At 69.6% G+C, this 21,225-nt stretch carries 16 protein-coding genes; 7 read left to right on the forward strand and 9 right to left on the reverse strand.

Annotated elements, in window-relative coordinates; all coding sequences use genetic code 11:
* Positions 1-143: 143 nt before the first annotated feature.
* Positions 144-1,016: a LicD family protein gene (locus G448_RS0110540; protein WP_026407944.1), complete on the forward strand. Its 873-nt coding sequence runs from the start codon at positions 144-146 to the stop codon at positions 1,014-1,016.
* Between the two features lie 100 nt (positions 1,017-1,116).
* Positions 1,117-2,364, forward strand: coding sequence for a lipopolysaccharide biosynthesis protein (locus G448_RS0110545; RefSeq protein ID WP_026407945.1), 1,248 nt, complete (start codon positions 1,117-1,119; stop codon positions 2,362-2,364).
* Between the two features lie 42 nt (positions 2,365-2,406).
* On the opposite strand, the gene G448_RS0110550 is transcribed toward G448_RS0110545, so the two are convergent.
* Positions 2,407-3,831, reverse strand: coding sequence for a sugar nucleotide-binding protein (locus G448_RS0110550; RefSeq protein ID WP_034495179.1), 1,425 nt, complete (start codon positions 3,829-3,831; stop codon positions 2,407-2,409).
* A 53-nt stretch (positions 3,832-3,884) separates the two neighbouring features.
* On the reverse strand, positions 3,885-4,766 hold the full coding sequence (locus G448_RS0110555; protein ID WP_026407947.1) for a glycosyltransferase family 2 protein: 882 nt from the start codon (positions 4,764-4,766) through the stop codon (positions 3,885-3,887).
* Between the two features lie 229 nt (positions 4,767-4,995).
* Here G448_RS0110555 and G448_RS16255 point away from each other — a divergent pair, with 229 nt between their 5' ends.
* Together G448_RS16255 and G448_RS0110565 are read left to right on the forward strand one after the other, a co-directional pair.
* On the forward strand, positions 4,996-6,375 hold the full coding sequence (locus tag G448_RS16255) for a polysaccharide biosynthesis protein (protein ID WP_051268922.1): 1,380 nt from the start codon (positions 4,996-4,998) through the stop codon (positions 6,373-6,375).
* Positions 6,376-6,469: 94 nt separating this feature from the next.
* Positions 6,470-7,522 carry a glycosyltransferase family 2 protein gene (locus G448_RS0110565; protein ID WP_026407948.1) on the forward strand — a complete coding sequence of 351 codons (1,053 nt, stop codon included), beginning with the start codon at positions 6,470-6,472 and terminating at the stop codon, positions 7,520-7,522.
* 22 nt (positions 7,523-7,544) lie between these two features.
* On the opposite strand, the gene G448_RS0110570 is transcribed toward G448_RS0110565, so the two are convergent.
* Both G448_RS0110570 and G448_RS0110575 read right to left on the reverse strand, forming a co-directional pair.
* Positions 7,545-7,940, reverse strand: coding sequence for a DUF2304 domain-containing protein (locus G448_RS0110570; protein WP_026407949.1), 396 nt, complete (start codon positions 7,938-7,940; stop codon positions 7,545-7,547).
* 3 nt (positions 7,941-7,943) lie between these two features.
* Positions 7,944-8,669, reverse strand: coding sequence for a glycosyltransferase family 2 protein (locus tag G448_RS0110575; RefSeq protein ID WP_026407950.1), 726 nt, complete (start codon positions 8,667-8,669; stop codon positions 7,944-7,946).
* A 180-nt stretch (positions 8,670-8,849) separates the two neighbouring features.
* Between G448_RS0110575 and rfbB the strand changes: the two genes are divergently transcribed.
* Positions 8,850-9,845, forward strand: coding sequence for a dTDP-glucose 4,6-dehydratase (gene rfbB, locus G448_RS0110580; RefSeq protein WP_026407951.1), 996 nt, complete (start codon positions 8,850-8,852; stop codon positions 9,843-9,845).
* Positions 9,846-9,893: 48 nt separating this feature from the next.
* Here rfbB and G448_RS0110585 read toward each other — a convergent pair whose 3' ends face one another.
* The 5 genes from G448_RS0110585 to glf form a co-directional block, all read right to left on the reverse strand.
* Positions 9,894-12,041: an acyltransferase family protein gene (locus G448_RS0110585; protein WP_026407952.1), complete on the reverse strand. Its 2,148-nt coding sequence runs from the start codon at positions 12,039-12,041 to the stop codon at positions 9,894-9,896.
* Between the two features lie 61 nt (positions 12,042-12,102).
* Positions 12,103-12,828, reverse strand: coding sequence for an ABC transporter ATP-binding protein (locus G448_RS0110590; RefSeq protein ID WP_026407953.1), 726 nt, complete (start codon positions 12,826-12,828; stop codon positions 12,103-12,105).
* Positions 12,828-13,697 (reverse strand): ABC transporter permease, encoded by an 870-nt coding sequence (locus G448_RS0110595; protein WP_026407954.1) that lies wholly within the window; start codon positions 13,695-13,697, stop codon positions 12,828-12,830. The genes G448_RS0110590 and G448_RS0110595 overlap by 1 nt, the downstream gene beginning before the upstream one ends.
* Positions 13,694-15,688: a glycosyltransferase gene (locus tag G448_RS0110600; protein WP_026407955.1), complete on the reverse strand. Its 1,995-nt coding sequence runs from the start codon at positions 15,686-15,688 to the stop codon at positions 13,694-13,696. Before G448_RS0110600 ends, G448_RS0110595 begins: the two co-directional genes overlap by 4 nt.
* Entirely contained in the window at positions 15,685-16,872 is a 1,188-nt protein-coding gene (gene glf, locus G448_RS0110605; protein WP_026407956.1) for a UDP-galactopyranose mutase, read from the reverse strand. Before glf ends, G448_RS0110600 begins: the two co-directional genes overlap by 4 nt.
* 203 nt (positions 16,873-17,075) lie before the next feature.
* Between glf and G448_RS0110610 the strand changes: the two genes are divergently transcribed.
* The gene (locus G448_RS0110610) at positions 17,076-19,025 is read left to right on the forward strand and encodes a DUF6541 family protein (RefSeq protein ID WP_425393661.1); all 1,950 of its coding nucleotides are present in this window, start codon (positions 17,076-17,078) and stop codon (positions 19,023-19,025) included.
* A 129-nt stretch (positions 19,026-19,154) separates the two neighbouring features.
* A complete protein-coding gene (locus tag G448_RS0110615; RefSeq protein WP_026407958.1) occupies positions 19,155-21,167 on the forward strand; it encodes a DUF6541 family protein in 2,013 nt (670 codons plus the stop codon).
* Positions 21,168-21,225: the final 58 nt, after the last annotated feature.

Here is a 21,225-nt window from a genome sequence, read left to right on the forward strand (position 1 = left end):
CGCTGCGGCCGCGGAACGGCTCAGCGGGCGACGCGCCCTTCCCCGGAGATCCGAGTACCGGGTTAGGCCGCTGTGAGAGCCCTGTGAGAGGATGCGGGCCGGCGGCCCGGGAGAGGGCCGGCCGACCTCGATGGGAGCCACGGATGACGACTGATGACTGGGCCGACCCGCAGATGCTGCGCAGGGTTCACGTGCTGCTGACCAGGATGCTCGCGGAGTTCGACCGCGTGTGCAGGCAGCTGGGCGTCTCCTACGCCGTGTACGGCGGGACGGCCATCGGCGCCGTGCGCCACAAGGGGTTCATCCCCTGGGACGACGATGTCGACGTCATGATGACGCGCAGCGACTACGAGCGGTTCCTCAGCGAGGCGCCCGACCTGCTCGGTGCGGAGTTCCGGATCGACAACACCCGCACGATCCGCGACTACCCGTTCATGTTCTCCAAGCTCGTCCTCAAGGACACACTGCTGATCCCCGAGTTCGCCAAGGACTCGGCCTACCGCATGCCGATCTCACTGGACATCCTGCCCGTGGACAACGTGCCGGACTCCCCGAGCGCCTTCCGGGCCATGAGTCGGCGCACCTGGCTGTGGGGGCGCCTCCTGTTCCTGCGGGGAACCCCCAGGCCCTATCTCATCGGGATCACGGGGGCGCGGCGGGCGGCGATCTACACCGTCACCTCGACCGTTCACTGGATAATGCGCGGCCTGGGCCTGACTCCTCGATTCCTCCAGTCCCGCTGGGAGAGAGCGGCCCGGCGCTACGAGCACGTCCGGACCAAGCGCATGGCGGACTTCTCCATGCGCGACCCGGAGAACTGGGCGCTGACGAGGGACGAGCTCTTCCCCGTCCGCGAGGTTCCCTTCGAGGACATCACCGTCATGCTGCCCCACGAGTACGACGCGCTGCTGCGCCGTGGCTACGGCGACTACATGGAGCTGCCGCCGGAGGACCAGCGGAGGAACCACAAGCCGCACGTTGTCGACTTCGGCCCCTATGGGAGTACCCTCCCCTGAGGGAGCCCGCCATGATGACGCCCCGCGGCGTCCCCGAGCTGCGGGCCGATCCGTGCGTGCGCACCGTTCCCACGGCCCACAGCCCCCAGGAGGCACGAGCATGTCCGCACCGGAGAAGTCCCGGGCCCGCGACTATTTCTGGAACACCGTGGCCTCCCTCATGCTGTCCTTGACGACGGCGGTCCTGCTCCTGGTCGTCAAGCGCACCGCCGGGCTCGAGGCGGCCGGGGTGTTCACCATCGCCAACACCGTCGGCCAGCAGTTCCAGGCGCTGGGCATGTACGAGGTGCGCACCTACCACGTCACCGACGCCCGTCACCGCTTCTCCTTCGGCACCTACCTGGCCACTCGGCTGGTGACCGTGGGAGCCATGGTCGCCGGCATCATCGTGTCCGCGGCGCTGTCCGGGGACGGGCTCATGGCGGCGGTGCTCATCGCCCTGATCGCCTGTCTGCGCGTGTTCGACGCCTTCGAGGACGTCTTCTACTGCGAGCTGCAGAGGGAGGGACGGCTGGATATCGCCGGAAAGGCCTGCTTCCTGCGCACCCTGACCACCATCGGCGTCTTCTCCGTGGTGCTCGCGCTCGGCGGGAGCATGCTCACGGCCGCGGCGATCACCCTGGTCGCCTCCCTCGTCGTCATGCTGGGGGCCTACCTGCCGCCCGCCAGGCGCCTGTTCCCGCTGGGGCCCCGATGGGAGCCGCGCCCCATCATCAGGGTCCTCGCCGAGTGCCTGCCGCTGTTCCTCGCCTCGTTCATCGCGCTGTACCTCGCCAATGCCCCGCGGTTCGCGATCGACCGCTATCTCGACAACGCGCAGCAGGGATACTTCGCGATCATCTTCATGCCGGCATTCACCATCAACCTGCTCTCCTTCGTCATCTTCCGACCGCTGCTCACGCAGATGGCCGACCGGTGGATCGGCGCGGACCGGGCCGGGTTCGCGGCGATCGTCAGGCGGGGCCTGCTGGGCACCTTCGTCGCCTTCATCGCGGTCGCCCTGGTCACCTACACGGTCGGCGCCCCGATCCTCGGCTTCGTCTACGGCACGGACGTCTCCGGTTCCATGCTCGAGCTCATGGTGCTGGTCGCCGGAGGCGCGCTCAACGCGGCGGGCGTGATCCTCTACTACGCCCTGACCACCATGCGGCTGCAGCGACTCGTCTTCGCCGGATACATCATCGCCGCCGCCGCGATCACCGTCCTGTGCCTCCTGCTCGTGCCGACCTACGGGCTGCTGGGGGCCTCCCTCGCGTACGCCGGGGCCATGGCGATCCTCGCGGCCGCCTTCCTGGCGGGCGTGCGCCTCGCACTGCGGCGGGCGCCGTCGGGGGCCTCCGACGACTGACCGACCGCCGGCCGAACACCAGACTCGGCCCGGGCCGGCCGATCACAGGGTCGGCACGTAGGCCTCCAGGCGCTCCATGGAGTCGCCCGGGGTGAAGCCGGCGGCCTCGATCTTGGACAGGTCCAGGGCGCTGCTGAGGGGGCGCGGAGCGATGCCCTCCCGGCCCGCGTAGTACTCGGCGGTCGTCACGGGCGTCACCTCGTCGGCGCTGCGACCGACGAGCTCGTAGACGCGCCTGGCGACGTCGCACCAGGACACGATCGGCCCCTCGCCCGACAGGTTGTAGGTGCCGGGCTCGGCGCCGACGGACAGCAGGTGGATGATTCCGGCGGCCAGGTCCGAGGTGAAGGTCAGGCGCCCGGTCTGGTCCGCGACGACCCGTGGAGCGACACCGCGCCCGGCCAGGGAGGCCATCGTCCGCACGAAGTTCCCGCCGTCGCCGACCACCCAGCTGGTGCGCACCAGATAGTGCCTCGGCACCGCCTGGATGGCGGCATCGCCCCCCGCCTTGGACTGACCGTAGACGCCCAGGGGGCTCGGGGGCTCGTCCTCGACGTGGAGGTCGGCGGTGCCGTCGAAGGTGTACTCGCTGGAGACGTGCACGAGGGTCAGGCCGTGCCGGATCGCCTCGCGAGCGAGGTTCGCCGGGCCGGTGGCGTTGGCCCTCCACGACAGGCGGCGCCCGTCCGGCGTCTCGGCGCCGTCGACATCGGTCCAGGCGGCGGCATTGATGACGACGTCGTAGGCGGACCAGTCCACCGCCGCCATCCGCGCGGCGTCGGAGATGTCGAACTCGGGCAGATCGACACCGGTGGCGGTGCAACCGGCCGCGGGGAGCCGAGCCATGAGCTCACGGCCGAGCTGGCCGTGGGCGCCGGTGACCAGCACGCGTCGGCCGTGCTCGAAATCGGCGGAGTCGGCCGGAAAGGGCGTGACGTCGGGCAGGCGCGGGTGCGCCCGGTCCCTGTCCGACAGGATCGCCCGCTCCAGCGGGATCGGCCACGGCACCGCGGCGGTCTCGTCGGCGAGGTTGAGGAAGGTGTAGGCCGCCTCCGGCGACCAGTGCTCGTTCACCAGGTAGGTGTAGGCCGTGCCCGGTTCGAGGGTCTGGTAGGCGTTGCCCACGCCCCTGGGCACGAAGACGGCCACCGACGGGTCGATCTCACAGGTGTAGACGGCGCCGAAGCCCGGGCCCTCGCGCAGGTCCACCCAGGCTCCGAAGACGCGGCCGGTGGCCACGGAGACGAACTTGTCCCAGGGCTCGGCGTGGATGCCGCGGGTGACGCCCACCTCGTCATTGAACGAGATGTTGTTCTGGACCGGGCCGAAGTCCGGCAGTCCGAGGGCGATCATCTTCTCGCGCTGCCAGTTCTCCTTGAACCAGCCGCGATCGTCCCCGTGAACGGTCAGGTCCAGGCGCAGGAAGCCGGGAATCGGCGTGGAGTGGATACTCAGGGGCACACGCATATCGATGTCGCCATCAATGCCGCCCATGACGCCTCGTGGTTCCTCGCTGCCGGTCATGCGACGACGTGGCGCCCCAGGTTCTTCACCCCGGCCATGTTCCTGGCGAGCGCGGCCCTGGGGAGCAGGGACCCCGCGTGCAAGCGCGAGGAGATGTGGAGCCGGGCGACGCGCGCGGCTCGCTTCCAGCCGAGCCGCCCCATCTCGGTGGCCATCTGGAGGAAGAAGCGACGCTCCTCGCCGAACCTGGTGCCCTCCAGGGCGCGCCAGGACGAGTCGGAGCCCGAGTGACGTCGGTAGAGGAAGGCCGCGGTCGGGTCGTAGAGCAGGCCGCCGCCCTGCATGGCGACGTCGCACACGAGGGCCATGTCCTGGACCACGTCGTACCCCTCCCGGAAGCCGATGCCGAGAATGGTCTCGGCGCGCCAGGCCAGCGACGGGAAGTAGAGCCAGTCGCCCCGCAGGATCGAGACCGCGAGGGCCTCCCCGCGCAGCACCTGCGGGACCCTCCTGGACGGCATGTAGAAGCTCTTCACCCTCTCGACCAGGGTGTGGGAGGGCGCTCCGTGCTCGTCGATCACGAAGACACCGGGCTGGAAGATAGCCGCGTCCGGGTGGCGCTCGGCCGCCCTGACGAGCCAGTCCACGTAGTTGGGGAGCATGACGTCGTCCGCCCCCATGACCTGCACGAGCGGGTTCTCGACGAAGGTCAGGCACTTGCGGTAGTTGCCGTTGGCCCCGAGGTTGGTCTCATTGCGCATGTAGGTGACGCGGGAGTCCTCCAGGGAGTCGAACCAGCCGGGTATCGAGTCGTCCGGGTAGCCGTCGTCGACGACGATCAACCGCCAGTCGGGATTCGACTGACGCAGAACGGACCTGACCGCCTCCTTCATCATGGCCACATCGCCGTAGAAGGGAAAGAGGATGTCAACAGTCATGAAGGGGCCTTCCACGATGCGGTCTGTGCTACCGCTAGGTTAGCATCGCGCGGCGACGTGCTCCGTCATCCGCGCGCGGGCGCCGCACCGGCGCCCCGCGCCCGGGTCCCGCACGACGGGACCGCCCGATCCCGCTCTCGCCGCTTCTCCCATGCCGTTCGCAGAGGTCCACAGAGCATCACAGCGCCCGTTCACCCGTCCGCCCGCCCCCGGCGCCTACTCTGGCCGGGTGACGGTTCACAACGGCCCCTCGGTCCCCGCCGAGGGCATTGAGGGCACCGAGGACGCGGGGAGCGCAACGGACGGGGGACCGGACGCCGCGGGGGAGCCTCGGACCGGGGTCACCGCGGGGCACGCCACCGGGATCATGGCGGCATCGATCACCGCCGCGGCGTCGAGCCTGCTCATCACGGTGATCTCCGCCCGGACGCTCACGGTCGCACAGAACAAGGAGTTCCTGGTCTTCTGGGGATTCATGTTCGGAGTCTTCGGCGTGATCTCGGGCATCCAGACCGAGTCGACTCGCGCCGCCCTGGCCGGTGCCAGGATCCGCGGGACCGCCGAGTCCGCCGGATCCGCCGAGCCCCCCGGACGCGCTCCCCGCCGTGCCGGCATCCTCACGACCGCGCTGCTGCTCGGTCTCGTCATCGCCCTGCTCACACTTCTCGCGGCTCCGGCGTGGGCGCCGAGGCTGACCCCGTCGACCAGGCCGCTCATCGCCGCGCTCATCGCCGCGGGCGTGTGGGGCTACGCCGGTCAGGCATCCCTGTCCGGGATACTGGCCGGGACCAGGCGCTGGAACCTCTACTCGGCCCTCATGGCCGCCGAGGCGCTGCTCCGGCTGCTGCTCGCGCTCGCCGTCGCCATTATCGCCTCGAGCCTCATCGGCCTGGAGGCCGCGGCCGCGGCGCCCGCCCTGGTGTGGCTGCTGCTCCTCCTCGTGCCCGCCGTCCGGGCCCCAGCGGGCTCCCGCGCCGACGTCGGCACGGCCCGGCTGACGTCCTTCAACCTTCAGGCCATGCTCAGCTCGGCCTCCTGGGCGGTACTCGTCACCGGATTCCCCACGCTCCTCGAGATCACCTCGCCAGGGGCCGACGCGGCCGAGGTCGCGATCGTCATCCTGGCCGTCAGCGTGACGCGCTCCCCGATCATGATCCCCCTCCAGGCCTTCCAGGGCGTGCTCATCACCACCATCGCCGATGCCGAGCCGTCCAGGCGCCTGACCTCCGTGCTCAGGATCCTCGGCATCCTTCTGGCCGGCGGCGCCCTCCTCGCCATCGTCGTAGCGGCGGTCGGCCCGTGGCTCGTGCGCGCCGTCTACGGCGCGCAGTACGACCCGTCACCGCCATTACTCGGATTCCTCACGCTCGCCGCCGCCAGCATGGCCTCCCTCGTGCTCACGGGCGCCTCCACGATCGCGCTCAACAACCACCGGGCGTACACACTCGGGTGGGTCCTGGCGGCGGTCGCGGCCGCTCTCCTCCTGTGGATCCTGCCCCTGGGAGTGAGTCCCCGCGCGACGCTCGCACTGGGCCTGGCGCCCCTGACCGGGATCTGCGTCCATCTGCGAGCCATCGTCCGCGCCGACGAGGGACGGCGGGTCCGATGATCCCGGCAGGTTCGACGACCCCGCCGAACCCACGACATCTCATGGCCCCAGCACCCAGCAGGCCCCGCATCGAGCGCCGCTCCCGGGAGGACTCATGACATCCACGCCTCGAACACCTCGAACCTCGGTCATCATGCCCGTCTACGGCACCGGCGAACGGGTCGTCGACTCGATCCGCTCCGTCCTGGCGCAGACCGACGGGGACTTCGAGCTCCTCGTCCTGATCGATGCGTCCCCCGACGACGCGTCCCAGCGCATCGCCCGGTTCCTGTCGCAGAATCCGGACGCGCGCGTGCGGGTGTTCGACAACACGGTCAACCGCGGCGTGTCCGCAGTGCGCAACCAGGGGCTCGACTCGGCCCGCGGCGCATGGATCTCATTCATCGACTCCGACGACGCCTACCGCCCCGAGTACCTCGCCTCCATGCATCGGGCGGCGGCCGGCGCGGGCCCGGGCCCCGGGTCCGCGCCCGATACGACCGATATGGTCCTGTGCGCTCACCGGATCAGGGCCATCGGGGAGGCGACCCGGACGCGCATCCGCGTCGCCCCGGGGCGGATGACGGGGCGCGAGGCGGCGCTCCGGCTGCTCGCCGATACCCTGACCCCCTACGTGTGGGACAAGCTGTTCAAGGCATCACTGTTCGACGACGTCCGCTTCACCACGGACATCAGACGAGCGGAGGACGCGCTGGTCGTCCTGGAGACTCTGACCCGAGCGCGATCCGTCGTCGTCATCGACGACCCCCTGTACGACTACACGGTGGACACCGATGGCCTGACCTGGGGCCAGGTCACGCCCATCGAGGAGAGCGATCGGCTGGTCTCGGCGATGGCCCTGGCCTCACGGGGGATGCCGGACGATGCGCGCGTGCGCCGCGCGCTGGCGACCTCGACGACCCTGACGTATCTCAACAACGCGCAGCAGGCCATGATGGTCGACGGCTCCCGGGCGACGGGCGACCTGAGGGCGTGCAGGAGGAGGATCCCGTGGAGCGGCATCGCGAGCGCCATGCGGATCAGGCCGGCCGTCGGCATCGCGGCGCTCCTGTTCAAGACGAGTCCCGCGCTCTACCGGAGGGTCTACCGCAGGTACGTCCGGCGGGCGTACGGGATCGCCTCGCCGTCCGTCGCGAGGGCCGAGTGAGCCCGCCGGGCGACCGGGGCCCTCATGACCGCGGCGAGTCCGCCGAGTCCGCCGAACCCCCTGAGCCCGCCGAATGCGCCTCGAGCTCCTCGACGCGCAGGTTCAGGATGGCGATCTCCTCGACGAGCCTGCGCCTCTCCTCATCCGCTCGCGAGGCATCGACGCTGAGCTGCAGCGAGACGAGCATCATGACGATTCCCGCGACGAAGAAGGCCAGGTTCAGCGGGACCCTGACGCCCAAGGCGCCGGCGAGCAGGCTGAGCAGAGCGGGGAACAGCGACACGATGGTCGTGCCCACCACGATGACCACCCACCAGGTCGCGTAGCGCTCCTTCATGCCCGCGTTGCGCATACGGAAGAACACCGCGAGCAGAACGATCAGTGCGAAGACGAGGCCGATCCAGTACGTGCGTTCCATAAGTCACTTCTTCTGCGTAGGACGGGTCAGGGAGACGCCGAGCGCCACGAAGGCCCTCCCCAGGAACTTCGCCGCCTTGAGCGGATTCTGCGACGGGGTTCCTCCCGCTCGGGGCCTCATCGCCACGGGTTCCTGCCGCACCACCAGGTTCGACCTCGCCGCGACGACGAGGGCCTCGATGGTGTCGCCGAGATACTCCGACGGGTACTCCCTGGCGAAGAGCTCGATGGCCCGACGCCCCGAGAGCTTGAAGCCGGACGTCGTATCCGTCAGGCGGGTCCCGCAGACCCTGGACAGGATGACGGACAGAACCCTCATCGCCCACCAGCGCGGACCGCGCACCGAGTAGTCCCCCTTGCCCGCGAAGCGCGCGCCGATGACGACGTCGGCCCGATCCTCCTCGGCCCGATGAAGAAGGCTCGTGATCTCCTCGGGCGCGTGCTGACCGTCGGCATCGAGCTGGACCGTGTAGCGGTACCCCTGGCGCTGGGCGTACAGGTACCCCGCCCGCATGGCGCCGCCGACACCGAGGTTGATCGACAGGTCCAGCACCGGCACCCCGGCGGACCGGGCGATGTCGGACGTGGCATCCGTCGATCCGTCCGAGACGACCACGAGATCGGCGAAGGAGCCGACCGTGTCCCGCACCTCCTGAAGGACGCCGCCCAGCACGTCCGCCTCGTTCCAGGCGGGGATGATGATCAGCGTGTCATGCGTTGGCGGCGCCATGGCTCTCCTTCACGATGGCGATGAACCGGCAGAAGTCTACCGGGTGTGTGCCGGCCCGGAGCAGCGTACCCGGAGGAGCACCGGGCGGGCGCCGCGGGAGAGGACCGCAGACATGGCATGATGCGCGAAGGACGGCGCGAGCCGACGTCCCCGTCTCACACACCTCGGAGCCCTCATCCCATGAACATCCTCATCACCGGAGGCGCCGGCTTCATCGGCGCCAACTTCGTCCACCAGACCCTGGTCCGTCACCCCGATGCCGCCGTCACCGTCCTGGACAAGCTCACCTACGCCGGTAACAAGGGATCACTGGCGGACCTGGGCGACCGCGTCACCCTCGTCGTCGGGGACATCGCCGACGACGACGTCGTCGACCCGCTCGTGGCCGAGGCCGACGTCGTCGTCCACTTCGCGGCCGAGTCCCACAACGACAACTCGCTGCGCGACCCCTCCCCCTTCATCCGGACCAACCTCGTGGGCACCTTCACCCTGCTGGAGGCGGTGCGCCGCCACAAGACGCGCTTCCACCACATCTCCACCGACGAGGTCTACGGAGACCTGGAGCTGGACGACCCGGCCAAGTTCACCCCCACGACCCCCTACAGCCCCTCCTCCCCCTACTCCTCGTCCAAGGCCGGAAGCGACCTGCTCGTGCGCGCCTGGGTGCGCTCCTTCGGCGTGGAGGCCACGATCTCCAACTGCTCGAACAACTACGGGCCCTACCAGCACATCGAGAAGTTCATCCCCCGCCAGATCACCAACCTCATCGACGGGGTGCGCCCCAGGCTCTACGGCGCCGGTCAGAACGTGCGCGACTGGATCCACGTGCTGGATCACAACGACGCCGTGTGGGACATCATCGACAAGGGACGCATCGGCGAGACCTACCTCATCGGGGCCGACGGGGAGAAGAACAACAAGGAGGTCGTCGAGCTGATCCTGGAGCTCATGGGCCACGCACCCGACGACTACGAGCACGTCGCCGACCGCCCCGGTCACGACATGCGCTACGCCATCGACAACTCCAAGCTGGTCGCCGAGCTCGGCTGGACGCCGAGGTTCACCGACTTCCGCTCCGGCCTGCAGGCCACCATCGACTGGTACCGGGACAACGAGGCCTGGTGGCGCCCGCTCAAGGCCGAGGTCGAGGCCACGTACGCCGCCCAGGGGCGGTGAGGGACCGGCCGAGGGCCCGACGGACCGCCCGACCATCGCGCCGTCGTGTCACTCCTCGATGCCCATGACCCGTTCCACGCGCGAGGCGAGCTCGGGCGCCATCGTCCGGGAGTAGGTGGCCGAGACGTGGTTGTCGTCCATGTAGACGAACACGTCGCCGATGATCGTGCCGCACACGCCGTCGGGGCACAGCATGTCACTGGCATCGATCTGATGGAAGAGCGGAATCTCCTCAAGGGACTTCGCCGGGTCCTCGACGGCCATGGCGCCCGCCTGGGGGAAGAGGCAGCCGCCGACCAGCGTCCGCGGACCGACGGCGTTGGCGCACTCGTACAGACTCTGGTCGGACCGCGGATTGTCGCGGAAGCCGATGACGGTGATGCCCTGATCGGTGAGCTGCTCGACGAGCCTCCGAATCCCGGGCCTCAGCAGCTCCACGGAGGAGTCGTCGGAGGTCTCCGTGGTCTGGAGCACGACGACGTCGGGCGGATTCTTCTCGATCTGCTCCAGAACGGCCTCATTGTGCTCCCGGCATCTGTCCTTGGAGTACTCGGGCGGGCCGAAGGAGCACGCCCCCTTGAGGTAGACCGTGATATCCCAGTCCCGGGACTCGTGCAGCAGGCGCAGAGTCGGGATGGTGTTCTGGGCCACGTGCGAGTCCCCCGCGGCGACGACCCTGAGAGCGCCGTCGGCGGCTGAGGGCAGGCGCCGGCACGAGGAGTTCTCGCTGTCGATGCGCGCGGTCACGTCGTCGGCGCACTTGATGCTCGACAGGGAGGCCCACTCGCTGGTCACGGCCAGCGGCCCCGGAACCGGGTCCTTCGTCCAGTCGCTCGCCTGGCCGTTGAGCACCGCGAGCGCGCCCGGGTGCTCGGGATCGACACCGACCCGGACCTGCTGCGAGATCTCCATCTGGCGCTGGTAGGCGATGGCAACGCCGGCCACGCCGAGCGGAAGGCCCCCCGCCACGAGGCTCACGGTCACCATCGCGGCCTGCACGCGCAGTCTCCGCCCCGAGCGGGGGAAGACCTGGGCGGGCCGATCCACGCATCGCGTCATCGCCGCGGCCGCGACGAGCGCGACGAGGATCAGGACGGCACCGGTCCGGACGTCGAATCCCCGCCGGTGCGTCGCGGTCAGGTACAGGACGAACAGCGGCCAGTGCAGCAGGTAGACGGCGTAGGAGCGGTCGCCCAGAGCGACCAGCGGTCGCCACGACAGGAGCCGCGAGACCGTGCCCGCCCCGGGCTCCGTGCCGCACAGGAGGATGGCGGCCACCGACGCCATGGGAACCGCGGCCATGGGGCCGGGGTAGGTGCCGATGCTCACCAGGCAGAAGAGCACGAGTGTCCCCAGGCCGAGCCACGACACCAGCCGGCGCGTCCACGCGCTGCGCGGCCGCAGCCATGGCGCCGCCGCGGCGACCGCGGAGCCCAGCGCGAACTCCCAGATGCGGGCCCGGGTGTCGAAGTAGACCGAGCCGTCGGTCGGTGCCGCCGTCACCAGCCACGCCAGGGAGACCACTGCCAGCGTGCTGAAGGCCGCTGCCACCACGCGGCGGACCGGCAGCCCCGCACGCGCGGCGAGGCCGGCGCAGACCGCCATGAGAACCGGCCACAGCAGGAAGACCTGTCCCTGCATGGACATGGACCACAGGTGCTGCAGCGGGGAGGAGACGGCGTGATCGTCGGCGAAGTAGTCGGCGCTGACGGCGGCCAGACGCCAGTTCTGCCAGTAGGTCACCGAGGCGACGCCCTGCACGAGCACCTCGATCCATCGAGTGCGGGGCAGGATGAGCAGCGAGGCCGCCACTGTGATGAGGACGGTGACGACCAGTGGCGGCATGAGCCGCTTGAAGGTGTGCAGCCAGCGCTCGACGAACCAGGGGACGCGGCCGGCCTCGGCACGGCGCACGAAGGCGCCGGTCATGAGGTAGGCCGAGATCATGATGAAGGCGTCCACGCCGATCGGCGAGCCGATCCGCCAGGCGTGGAAGCCGAGAACCTGCATCATGCACACGGCCCGAAGGCCCTGGATATCGAGGCGGCGGCCGCCTCCCGAGGCCCTTCGGGAGGCGGTCCGCGCGACTCGCCTCCAGAGTCGAGCGGGCCCGCGCTCGTGGATCGCGATGGACCGGGGACGGTCGCACGCCCCGGCGGCCTCCGGCTGCGGGCGGCGCGCCGTGAGGGAGCTCATGAGCTCGGGGCGGCGCTCGCGGAGGGCCCGCCCCGCATCCGGACGACGGCGGCATCCACGGCTACTCCCCGCGCATGCGACGCACGACGTCCTTCGAGGGGCCGTCAGCGACCTTGACGCCCTTCTCCAGGAGGACCCCGCGCTCGCACAGATCGGAGACCATATCGAGATCGTGGCTGACGATGACCAGCGTCTTGCCCTGGTCGGACAGCCCGCGGATCTCGTCCAGGCACTTGCGCTGGAAGGGCTCATCCCCCACGGCGAGGATCTCGTCGATGAGGAAGACCTCCGGGTCGGAGTGCACGGCCACGGCGAAGGCGAGCCGCAGGAACATGCCCGAGGAGTAGAACTTGACCTCGGTCTCCATGAAGTCGGGGATCTCCGAGAAATCGACGATCGAGTCGTAGGCGTCCTCGATCTGCTTCCTGGTCATGCCCAGGATCGCGCCGTTGAGGAAGACGTTCTCCTGACCCGTCAGATCGGGGTGGAAGCCGGCTCCGACCTCGATGAGGCCCGCGACCCGTCCGCGGGTGCGGACCCTGCCGCCGTCGGGGCGCAGCACCCCGGAGATGAGCTTGAGCAGGGTGGACTTGCCCGAGCCGTTGAAGCCCAGCAGGGCGACGGTCTCGCCCTCGTGGACGTCGAAGGTGACGTCGTCGAGGGCCTTGAAGGTGTTGATGCCGAGGTCCTGCCTGCGCACGGCGGCGACGGCGAGCTCCTTGAGCGAGCGGCGGTGGCGCAGGGTGAACTCCTTGGTCACCCCGGCGATCTCGATACGTGGGTCCATCACAGCTCCTGCGCGAACTTGCCCTCGGTGCGCTTGAAGGCGATCTGCCCCAGGCCCAGCACGATCAGCGAGCCGACCAGGCCGATGAGGGCGAGCACGGGCATGGAACCGATCCCGGGGACGTACTCGCCCGTGGCGGTGGACCAGAACCCGTCGTGGAACAGCTCGACGGCCACGGTCACGGGATTCGCCTGGTAGAGGTGCCACAGCCATTCCGGGGCGACGCCCTTGACCCGGTCCGCGGGGTACAGGACCGGTGAGACCCAGGTGGCGATCATGAGGATCAAGTCGACCAGGTTCTCGGAGTCCCGGAAGAAGACGTTGAGGCAGCCGAAGATGAGTCCCAGGCCCAGTGCCGCGAAGGTGACGATGAGGAATCCGACCAGAATGGCCGCCAGCCCCTGGATCGTCGGCGTCCAGCCGTAGTAGAGGGATCCCACCAGCAGCACGAGCAGCTGCGGCACGAAGTGCACGATGGCCACGTAGACACTGGCCACCGGGAACATCTCTCGCGGCAGGAAGATCTTCTTGATCAGCGCCGCGTTCCAGATGAGCGTGCGGGTGGCGTTGCCCATCACCTCCGAGAAGTAGGTGATGACGACCATTCCGGAGAACAGGTAGATCGGGTACCCCTCCAGCGTCGTGTTGAGTCTGAGGAAGACCCCCATCGCCAGGAAGTAGACGACGAACTGAACGGCCGGCTTGATGTAGGACCAGGCCATGCCCAGAACGGATCCGTGGTACCGGATCCGAAGCTCCTTCTTGACGATCAACGACAGCAGGTAGCGCTGCCGGAAGACGTCGAGCAGGCCCTTGGAGTGACCGGGGACGACGAGTCCGACGCCCCCGGCCGCGACGCTCTGAGTCACCGGGACTCCTCCGTGGCGGGCGACGCCGCCGAGTCGGACCGCGTCCGTCCGGCGATGCCGAAGGTGCGGGCCCAGGCCTCGGGACCGACGACCGCTCCGACGTTCGCCCGGTACTCGGCCTGAAGGGCGTCCCACTCCTGGCGCAGGCGCTTGTGCAGCACGATCGAGCGCACCAGCAGCTCGCGGAAGCGGGCGGGGTCGCGGTGGTACCAGGAGGCGCCCGAGCCGTCGGAGTTCGACACGACCGCGGAGTCGAACTGGGAGAGCATCCACCAGCGCGCCTCGGTCCACGGCACGCGCGCCTCGGGATTCGCCCTGGAGGCCGGCTTGACCGGCAGGATCTGCTTGACGGTGCCCTTGGCCGCCATCGCGAGGCGGCCCGCGATGGTCTTGGGGTAGCCGAGATCCTCGCCCCGGCGGGGCAGCTTCTCACGGCGCACCATCGGGAAGGCGTCGGGATCCTTCTCCACGACGGCGTCGTCGAAGGCCGAGCGCAGGGCGCGCACCTCGGGCACGATCGTCGCGATCCCCGCCTGAAGGTGACCGGGGCCGGTGAGGATGTCCTCGATGGCCTTCAGGCGCAGCTCGACCACCGAGTACTGCGAGGACAGCAGGTGCTTGATCTGGCCCTGCATGGACTCGGTGATGACGTGCCCGCCGTGCCTGTACTGGGAGTGGATGAGGGCCGCCACCAGGCGGTTGCGCTCGTGGAAGTAGGCCTGCCAGTCCAGCGAGTCGTCCTTGTCGGTCCACGGCACGTGCCACACGGCGGCGCCGGGCAGGGAGACGGTCGGCACGCCGGCGCGCTTGGCGCGCAGGCCGTACTCCGAGTCGTCCCACTTGATGAAGAAGGGCAGGCTCAAGCCGATCCGGCGGACCACGGAGGTGGGGATCAGGCACATCCACCAGCCGTTGTAGTCGGCGTCGGCGCGCTGGTGCAGCCAGGACGTGGTCCGCAGCGGCGCGTTGGCCAGATCGTGGTCGGGCCGTGTGCCCTTGGTCGACTCCCACCAGAAGCGCCAGGGCTGGACGTGCTCGGCGTAGGCGTGCAGCATGGTGCGCTCGTACATGGAGAACATGTGCCCGCCCACGATCGTGGGCACGCGGCTCAGATCCGCGAAGGTGACGGCCCGCACAATGCCCTCGGGCTCGACGCGCACGTCGTCGTCGAGCAGGAGGACGTAATCCGCTCCGCCCTCCAGGGCCTCGTACATGCCGCGCGAGAATCCGCCGGAGCCGCCGAGATTGGGCTGGTAGATGATGCGCAGGCCGTCGCCCAGGGCCTCGCGGGCCGCTGGGAAGCGCGGGTCATCGACGACGTTCCTACTGCCCTGGTCGGAGACGACGACCTCGTTGAGCACACCCGGAAGGGTGTCGGAGGCGCCCAGCTGACCGAGCATGACGGCGCAGTCGGTGGGCCGGTTGAAGGTGGTGACCCCGATCGTCACCCTGCCCCGGGGCGTCTCGGCCGGGACCTCCGCCTCCCACCGGGCCGACTCGACGACGGCGTCCTCGGAGTCGGCCGCGACGTCGAACCAGTACCAGCCGCCGTCGCCGAACGTGTTGAGCGGGAGCTGGAAGACCAGCTCGGTGGGCTCGGGGTCGATGCGGGCCGAGTCCACGCGGTGCGAGGCGCCGCGCGCATTGGACTTGTAGACGATGACGGAGCCGGAGCCGGACACGGCGACCCGCAGGGTCACCTTCTCCACGATCGTCCAGCGCCGCCAGTAGGCCGCGGGGAAGGCGTTGAAGTAGGTGCCGAATGAGGAACGGCTCTGCGCCGGGACCCGATAGCTGTAGCGCGAGACGATCTGGCCGGGGCTCTGGCGCGAGGTCTCCGCGATACCGATCTCGGCGGAGTCGTCGTCGCGCGACTCCTTGGTGACGGGGGCCACGGAGATGATCTCCCCCTCGGCGTACAGCGGCAGGATGTCGGAGTCGCCGTCGGCGGGCAGGACGAACCGCTGCAGGACACGCGTGGTAGTGCTCACGCCTCGATCCCCTCTCCACTCAGAGCCGCGCCGTCGCGGAAGTGCGGCGCGATCTTGTTGTCGAACACGGACAGGGCCGAGCCGATGGCCATGTGCATGTCCAGGTACTTGTAGGTGCCCAGGCGCCCCCCGAAGACGACGTCCCGCTCGCTCGCGGCGAGCTCGCGGTAGGTGCGCAGCCTCCGGCGGTCCTCCGCCGTGTTGACCGGGTAGTACGGCTCATCGTCCTCCTCGGCGAAGCGCGAGTACTCCTTCATGATGACGGTCTTGTCCTGCGGGTAGTCGCGCTCCGGGTGGAAGTGGCGCGGCTCGATGATACGGGTGTAGTCGCGGTCGGCGTCCGGATAGTTCATGACGCTCGTGCCCTGGAAGTCACCGGTGTCGGGGTACTCGGTGGTCAGGTCGATGGTGCGCCAGCTCAGCGCGCCCGCCGAGTAGTCGAAGTACCGGTCGAGGGGCCCGGTGTAGACGATCGGGACCCTCCCCCTGAGGGCGGCCTTGTTGTACGGCTGAGACTCGTCGAAGAAGTCGACGCCCAGGGCGACCTCGATGCCGGGGCTGTCCACCATCCTCTCCAGCCACGCGGTGTAGCCGTCCACCGGCAGACCCTCGTGGGTGTCGTTGAAGTAGCGGTTGTCGTAGGTGTAGCGCACGGGCAGGCGCGAGATGATCGAGGCGGGCAGGTCCTTGGGGTCGGTCTGCCACTGCTTGCCGGTGTAGTCCTTGATGAAGGCCTCGTACAGCGGGCGCCCGATGAGGCTGATGCCCTTGTCGTTGAGGTTCTCCGGGTCCTTGCCCGCTAATTCGCCGGCCTGCTCGGCGATGAGGGCGCGGGCCTCGTCCGGGGAGTAGGCGGCGGAGAAGAACTGGTTGATCGTGCCCAGGTTGATCGGCATGGGGTACACCACACCGTCGTGGGTGGTGTACACGTGGTGCACGTAAGGGGTGAAGGACGTGAAGCGGTTGACGTACTCCCACACGCGCTCGTTGGACGTGTGGAACAGGTGGGCGCCGTACTTGTGAATCTCGATACCGGTGCGCGGATCCGGCTCGGAGTAGGCGTTGCCGCCGATGTGGTCGCGCTTGTCGATGACGAGCACCCCGAGTCCGAGCTCGTTGGCGCATCGCTCCGCGATCGTCAGGCCGAACAGGCCCGAGCCGACGATGACGAGGTCGTGGTTCACCGTATTTTCCCTCCGTAGGCAGTAGCCCGATGGTAGCCGATCGCGCGCCGGCCACGCGCGATCCTCCCGCACCGCCGCTCGCCCCGCCGCCGCGCTCCTCTCCGCGGCCTCCCCCACGAGTTCCATACGGTCACCTGATAATGTGATCATTCGTGTGGGTCTCTCTCATTCCCCAGATCCTGGTCGTCTCTGCGCTCTTGTTCGTGCCGGGTCTGCTCATCACCGCGACGGCGGGGCTCCCGCCGCGCACCGCGGTGTCCCTCGCGCCCGCGGTCTCCATCGGGATCGTCGCCGGCGCGGGCGTCATCGCGCCGCTGGTCCGTATGCCCTGGGGGCCCGTGCTCGTCGTCGCCCTCACGGCGGTCGCCGTGATCGTCACGGGCCTGGTGCGCCTCGTCCTGGTCCGGGTGCTGCGCCTCGTCCTGGTCCGGGTGCGGGGACGAGCCGCACCCGGACCGACGCCGCGCGGGCGACCGACGCCCGCCGACGTCCTGGTCTTCCTCGTCCTCCTGGCGGCCTCGGCCCTGGTCATGACCTGGCTCACCGCCCGCGAGCTCAATACGCCGGACGCCATCTCGCAGACCTTCGACGCCGTGTTCCACCTCAATGCCGTGGAGTGGATCCTGCGAACCGGCAACGCCTCCTCCGTCAGGTGCCACCTGGAGTCCCCCGATGGCAGCTTCTACCCCATGGGATGGCACACGCTGGTCGCGCTGACCATGAGGCTGACGGGATCGACCAGCATCCCCATGACCACCAACGCCACCGCCATCGCCGTGTCCGCCCTGGTGTGGCCCAGCGGGTGCCTGGCCCTGACCAGCCGGATCCTCGACAGGCGCCGGCTCGCCATGGTGGCCACGGCCTTCCTGTGCACGGCGACGACGGCCTTCCCCCTGCTCCTGCTGAGCTTCGGCGTGCTCTACCCCAATTTCCTCGCGCTGTGCCTGCTGCCGGGGATGATCGCGAGCCTGCTGGACCTCTTCCCCGCCCACGACGAGCCATCGCCGCCGCCGCTCCTCATCCCCGCGATCATCGTCGCCCTCGGCGGCCTGGGCATGGCTCAGCCCAACGTCATCGTGACCTTCCTCATCGCCCTGAGCGTCCTCTTGGTCGTATGGGTCATGCGGGCCGTCGAGGGGGCCCGGCGGGGAGACGCCGCCCGCCGGGCCCACCAGGTCCTATACCGCATCATCACCTGCCTCACCCTGGCACCGGTGATCATCGGGCTGTGGATCGTGCTGCGGCCCCCTCAGGAGGCCGCGTCATGGGGGCCCAACAACTTCATGAGCGCCGTCATCGGGGAGATCCTCACCTCATCGCCCCAGGGCCTGCCCATCGCCTGGGTGGTGGCGGTCCCCGCGATCGTCGGCGCGGTCGCCGCCTGGAGGCGACCGCGGCTGCGATGGCTCGTCGTGCTCCACGCCATCGACTGCGCCCTGTACATCACGTCCAAGACGATGCCCATGGAGGGGGCCACGAAGGACCTGCGCTACTGGCTGGTGGGCACGTGGTACTCCGACACGTTCAGGCTCTCGGCCCTTTTCCCGCTGACGACGATCCCGCTGGCGGCGCTGGGGGCCTGCGTCATCGCAGACTGGGCGGCGCGGCGGTACCCCGCCCTGCGGCTCGGGGAGGCGCGCGGCGCTCGCAGGCGGGTCGCCTACGGCGTCCTCGTGGCGGCCCTCGTCCTTCTCGGTCCCGCGAGCCCGCCGACGTCCCAGGCCCTGCACAAGCTCGAGGAGTCGTACACGATCAAGGACGACTCCCCGCTGCTGACGCCCGATGAGCTGATGCTCATCAGGAGGCTCCCCGGGCTCGTGGGCGAGGACGAGGTCGTCGCCGTGGACCCGAACAGCGGTTCCGCGCTGGCCTACGCCCTGGCGGGCACCGACACCACGGTCAAGCACATCTTCTACCACGACACCCCGGACCTGGAGATCATCAACAAAAGGCTCCGCTTCGTCGCCACGGACCCGAATGTGTGCAAGGCGCTCAACAACCTCGACGTCCAGTACGTCCTCTACTTCCCGGGCCGGATGATCCGCGGCAAGCGCGGCCTCGACGGGTTCGTGAGCCTGTCCGCCGTCGACGGCCTCCAGCTCGTCTCCAGACAGGGAAGGGCGGCCCTCTACCGCGTCACCGCCTGCGGGTGAACGGGGCGGCTCGGGCCCGGGATCCGGGACCGTGGCGGTCGGCGGACCCGCCCGGTCATCGACACCCACCTCATCACTAGACTCGCGGTTGCGAGAGGAGCGTACCGCACGCGGGTAGAATGCGCTCCCGTGTGGTCCCAACTCGTCCCGATCCTCATCGCGGCCACCGCGCTGCTGTACGTCCCCGGAGTCCTCGTCGGCGCCGCCGCGAGGCTGCGACCGCCCCTCGTCGTCGGCCTGGCGCCGGCGATCTCGATCGCCCTCATCACCGGGACCGGCATCGTCGCCCCCGTGCTCGCGGTGCCCTGGGGGCCGGTGCCGGTCGCCGTCGCCGCTCTCCTCCTGAGCCTGGCGGCCCTGGCGAGCCGGCTCGTGATGGCGCAACGGCATCCCGAGCGCAGGACGGCATACGCCCGCGGGCGGCTCCGGCCCGGCGCCGTCGCCATCTGGTGCGCGGCTTGGCCGCTGTCGGCCGCCGTGACCATGCTCACCGTCACGCACATCCTGGACGCCCCCGATGCGATCTCGCAGACCTACGACGCGGTCTTCCACCTCAATGCCGTGGAGTGGATCCTCCGGACGGACAATGCGTCCTCACTCCGCTTCTTCCTGGAGGCCCCCCAGGGAGGCGTCTACCCGCTCGGCTGGCACGCACTGGTCGCCCTGGCCATGAGGCTGTGCGGTGCGACGAGCATCCCCGCGGCGACCAACGCGATCGTGCTGGTCGTGGCGGGCATCGTGTGGACCTCCGGCTGCCTGTCGCTGGCGCACGTCCTCTTCCACGGGCGCCCGTCGGCCCTGCTCGTCACCGCGGTCATGTCCGGCAGCTTCACCGCCTTCCCCTTCGTCCTGCTGTCCTGGGGCGTGCTCTACCCGAACTTCCTCGCCATCGCCCTTCTCCCCTCGCTCCTGGCCGCCGCTCGCGAGCTGATACCGATGGGCCCGGGCGCCCGCACTCGACCGGCCGGCCTTCTCCTGCCGGCCGGAGTCATCGGCGCGGGCGGCCTCGGGCTGTGCCAGCCGAACACCGTCGCCACCCTCCTGCTGGCCCTCGTCGCCCTGACCACGGCGAGACTGATCGCCACCCTGCGAATGCCGTGCGACGAGCGCTCCGCCAACAGGATTCGGCGACAGGGACTCGCGGCCGGCGGCCTGCTCGCAGCCCTGGTCGTCACCTGGCTCTTCCTGCGGCCGGACCGCTCGGGGGCGATCTGGGGACCGAGCTACGCGACGAGCGGCTCCATCGGCGAGGCCGTGACCGCCATGCCCGTCCAGCTCCCGCTGATCTGGGTCCCGGCCGTGCTGACTCTTGTCGGATTCATCGCGGCCCTGCGAATCGACGGATACAGGTGGTTGGCCGCGCTCCACGCCATGACGGGCGCCCTCTACGTCGTGGCCCGATCCGCCGAGGACGGCGACCTGCGCTTCTTCATGGTGGGCATCTGGTACAACGACGCCAGCCGCCTGGCCGCTCTCATCCCGCTCACCGCCGTTCCACTGGCCGCTCTCGGCGTGCTCGCCGCCGCGCGATGGGTGCGCGGAGCGTGCGAGGGCCTCGCCACCGCGCGGTGGGCGGGCGAGTCGCGCGGAGCCCGCCGGCTCGCCGCCATCGGACGCATCCGCGTGCTGTCGTGGTGGAGGTGGGCCGCCTATCCCGCCATGGTCCTCGCCCTGGTGATGACCGGGCCATCGACGGGAGCGATGTCGGACTCCGTGCAGGTATTCGAGAAGGCCTACCAGTTCTCCGCGGACTCCCCCTCGCTCACGCCCGACGAGCGCGCCCTCATCGACGAGCTCCCCGACCTGATCGAGAGGAGCGCCGTGGTCGCCGTCGACCCCAGGACGGGCGCCGCGCTCGCCTACGCGCTGTCCGGGGTCGACACCACCGTGAAGCACCTCTTCCACCGGCACGACCCGGAGGTGTACGTCATCCAGGACAAGCTCAACAAGGCCGCCACGGACCCGGCCGTCTGCCCCGCGCTGGCGGACCTCGGTGCGACCTACGCGCTCTACTTCCCGGGCAAGACGATCGCGGGCCAGACCCCCTTCCCCGGATTCGCCCGCCTGGACGCCGCACCGGGATTCGAGCTCGTCGCCAGGCGGGGGCAGGCGGCTCTCTACCGCATCACCGCCTGCGGGTAGGCGGTGATGCGAACGGTGATGCATGATTCCCCCATCCCGTTCTCCCACCCGTCCCGGC

Origin of the sequence: Actinomyces gerencseriae DSM 6844, from assembly GCF_000429265.1 — a bacterium.
Lineage (GTDB): Bacteria > Actinomycetota > Actinomycetes > Actinomycetales > Actinomycetaceae > Actinomyces > Actinomyces gerencseriae.